This window comes from Kitasatospora sp. NPDC057198 (genome assembly GCF_042670125.1).
In the GTDB taxonomy this organism is placed as follows: domain Bacteria; phylum Actinomycetota; class Actinomycetes; order Streptomycetales; family Streptomycetaceae; genus Kitasatospora.
In genome coordinates, this window is sequence record NZ_JBHUWH010000659.1 from 1 (window position 1) to 3,306 (window position 3,306).

Genomic DNA, 3,306 nt, shown 5'->3' on the forward strand with positions numbered 1-3,306 from the left:
CAGGTGTACGACGCGGCGGGCGGGTACGTCGGCGAGTTCCTGCTGTGGGCCGACGAGGACGGGCTGAGCGCGCTGGAGTACGCCTGGGTGACGGACGAGGCGCCGACCGTCCTGCCGCCGGTGGAGCTGGTCCGGCTGGTCTGAGGGGGCGGCCGCCGGCCGCCGGCCGCCCCGGTCAGGACGGCAGCCGGCCCTGTAGCGCGCGGGTCAACTCGGCGATGCAGTCCGCGAGTTGGCGGTCGCTCAGCCGGGCCGGGTCGCCGCCGCAGTCGGTGCCGGTGCCACTGCTGCCGGTGCCGGTGCCGCCGCCGGTGGGCTGCGGGGTGCCCGGGTCGGTGGGCTGGGGTTGCGGCTGGGGCTGGGGCTGGGGTTGCGGCTGGCCGCCCGGCGGGGTGATCTGGCCCTGGAGGGAGACCAGGTTGGGGGTGACGGTGGCGTCCCCGGAGAGGTCGATGTAGTCCTGGGTCTGGCCGTTGAAGTCGACGAAGCCGCGCCACATGTCGTGCCCGAACGGGACGATCTCCTGGAGCGCGCCGTTGGGGCCCGCGCTGATGGTGATCGAGGTCTGCTGGGCCATGTAGGAGACCATCCGGCTGGCCAGCACGTCGAGGTTGACCGAGGGCGCGTCGTCGGCGCGGACGTACACGTGCAGGTCGTTGAGGCCGTCGCCGACCCGGTCGGCCTGCAGGACGGCGAAGGCGACCACCAGTTGGGAGGAGCTCTCCCGGGGCACCAGCGGCGTGACGTAGTACAGGTGGCCGTCGGCCTTGGAGCGGAGCAGGAACTCGCCGGGGTTGGCGGCGTTGGCGGCGGCCGAGGTGTGGTCGTAGCCGAAGTTCCGGTCGTCCTTGGCGCCGCGGCCGCCGAGCCACTGCACCTCGTGGATCTGGGAACGCACCACCGAGGCGGGGTAGACCGCGCCGGGCAGGTCGCCGGGGGCGGCGGTGGGGCGGTAGGTGATGTCGGGGCGGCCGTCGGCGGAGCCCCTGAGCACCAGGACGCCGGCCGGGGCGAGCACGGTGCGCTGCTTCCAGCCGGTCTCCTCGGCGACCGAGATGACGACGACGGGCCGCGCGGTGCGGACGTCCGGGCCGTCGCAGTAGCCCCAGACGTCCTGGTCGCTGTAGACCAGGTCGGGGAAGCGCTCGGCGAGCAGGTTGCGCAGGCTGACCGCGCCGGTGCCGCCGAACGCCCGGTCGAAGGCGTGGTCGCCGCCGAAGGTGCAGGAGGCCACCGAGTTGGAGCCGCCGTTCCAGACCGCGACGCCCTCCATCGGCTGCTCGCCGGAGCCGTCCAGCACCGCCGTCCACACCCCGCTGCCGCCCGGTCCCGCGCCGGGCAGGTAGTGCAGGCTGTGGCCGAGCAGTCGGACGCCGGAGGTCAGGCCCGCGCTGTCGGTGAGCGCCTTGGTGGCGGCCGCGTAGGAGGCGGTGCGGGCCTCGAAGTCGAAGTCCGGCATCGGGGCGGTCTTGACGCAGGCCGGCACGTCGGAGGTGCCGACCAGGTCGCAGCGGGTGCCGTCGCCGGCCCGGCTGTGCTCGGTGACCGGCAGCACCGAGCGCGGGGTGGCCGCGCCGCCCGCCGGCACGTCCAGCACGGTGGCGCGGGCGTAGTAGCGGCCCGCGTCCTTGTCGTCGTCCCACAGACCGGTGCCGGCCCGCACCAGCGAGCCGAGCACGGCCAGCACGACGACGGCCACCGCCAGCCGCGCCCACCGGTCGCGGTAGCCCGTCCCGGCCTCCTCCACGACGTACCAGACCGCCGCGAAGCTGCCCGCGAAGCCGACCGCCAGCCACAGCCAGAACAGCGGGGCGGCGTCCAGCGGGCCGCCGTGCGGGAAGAACTGGCGCTCGAGCAGCAGCGCGTAGCTCTGGTCCTGCTGGCCGAAACCGCCGAACACGAAGTGCTTGACCAACCAGACGACCGCCGCGAGCAGCGGCATCCACAGCCACCAGGCGGCCAGCCCCAGCAGTGCGTCCCGCAGTGCCGCCCGGACGCGTGTGCGTGCCATTCCCGCTCCCCTCCCCGGCCCGCCCGCACGGCGGGGCCCCCTGCTCCGTCCTTCCCGCCGGGTCCGCCCGGCACTCTTCCCGCCGGGCGGGCCCGACGCTCTTCCGTCCGGGACCGCCGGGAGTCACCGGGTCCGGGCCGGTCGGCGCCCGGGTTCGCCGATCCGGACGCCGTCACGCACATTTAGGCGCAGGTCCGGTGACGTTCGGTCAGATCTTCGGTGAAGTGCGCCCGCCGGAGGCGGACATTTCGCTCAACCACTTGACCGCGTCCTGTACGTCGCTATCGTCTCCCTCAGTATCCGGTCTAGACCTATGGCCGTCTCCCGACCTGTCGAACCGGTCGTACGGAGGAGTACCGCTCGTGTCCGCCCCACCGCGCCACGGCGGCCTCCGACGTGCCCCGACGGCCCGGACGGACCTGAACCCCCACATCAGGAAGGCACCCCAGACATGCAGACCAAGAGAAAAGTGACCGCCGTCGTCGGCGCGCTGGTCGCCCCGCTGCTCGGCATGACCATGACCGCGGGCACCGCCAGTGCCCACGGCTGGGTCACCAACCCGGCGAGCCGCCAGGACCAGTGCGCCAACAACGTGGTCAGCTGCGGCCAGATCAAGTACGAGCCGCAGAGCGTCGAGGGCCCCAAGGGCCTGACCAGCTGCTCCGCCGGCCACGCCGAGTACGCCGAGCTCGACAACGACAACCTGGGCTGGAAGGTCACCAACGTGTCCTCCGTCCAGACCTTCACCTGGCACTTCACCGCCCGGCACTCCACCTCGAACTGGCAGTACTACATCGGCAACCAGCTGATCGCCACGTTCCCGGGCAACAACGCCCAGCCGCCGGCCGACCTCAGCCAGACCGTGAACTTCGGCAGCTTCACCGGCCGCCAGAAGGTCCTCGCGGTGTGGAACGTCTCGGACACCGCGAACGCGTTCTACTCCTGCATCGACGTCAACATCGGCGGCACCGGCGGCACCACGGGTGGCACCACGGGCGGAACGACCGGCGGGACCACGGGTGGCACCACGGGCGGGACGACCGGCGGCACCACCGGCGGGACCACGGGCGGCGGCACCGGCACCTGCACCGCCACCGCCTGGAACTCGACCGCGGCCTACAGCGGCGGCACCACCGTCTCCTACGGCGGCCACAACTGGCGTTCCAAGTGGTGGACCCAGGGCGAGCAGCCCGGCACCACCGGCCAGTGGGGCGTCTGGGACGACCTCGGCGCCTGCTGACCGTCCCACCGGGCACCCGCGAACCGGCTGACCGACCGACGGCCCCCTGTGGGGG

Annotated in this window: 2 protein-coding genes; one reads left to right on the forward strand and one right to left on the reverse strand. The window is 73.2% G+C overall.

Annotated elements, in window-relative coordinates:
• Positions 1–175: 175 nt before the first annotated feature.
• Complete coding sequence (locus ACFUEL_RS37350; protein ID WP_380242301.1) at positions 176–2,011, reverse strand: hypothetical protein; 1,836 nt, start codon at positions 2,009–2,011, stop codon at positions 176–178.
• A gap of 451 nt (positions 2,012–2,462) precedes the next feature.
• On the opposite strand from ACFUEL_RS37350, the gene ACFUEL_RS37355 reads away from it, so the two are divergent.
• The gene (locus ACFUEL_RS37355; RefSeq protein WP_380242303.1) at positions 2,463–3,251 is read left to right on the forward strand and encodes a lytic polysaccharide monooxygenase; all 789 of its coding nucleotides are present in this window, start codon (positions 2,463–2,465) and stop codon (positions 3,249–3,251) included.
• Positions 3,252–3,306 lie beyond the last annotated feature (55 nt).

Coding starts and splice junctions, on each gene's coding strand:
- ACFUEL_RS37350 (WP_380242301.1), bottom strand. CDS start 2,011: ATGGCACGCACACGCGTCCGGGCGGCACTGCGGGACGCACTGCTGGGG.
- ACFUEL_RS37355 (WP_380242303.1), top strand. CDS start 2,463: ATGCAGACCAAGAGAAAAGTGACCGCCGTCGTCGGCGCGCTGGTCGCC.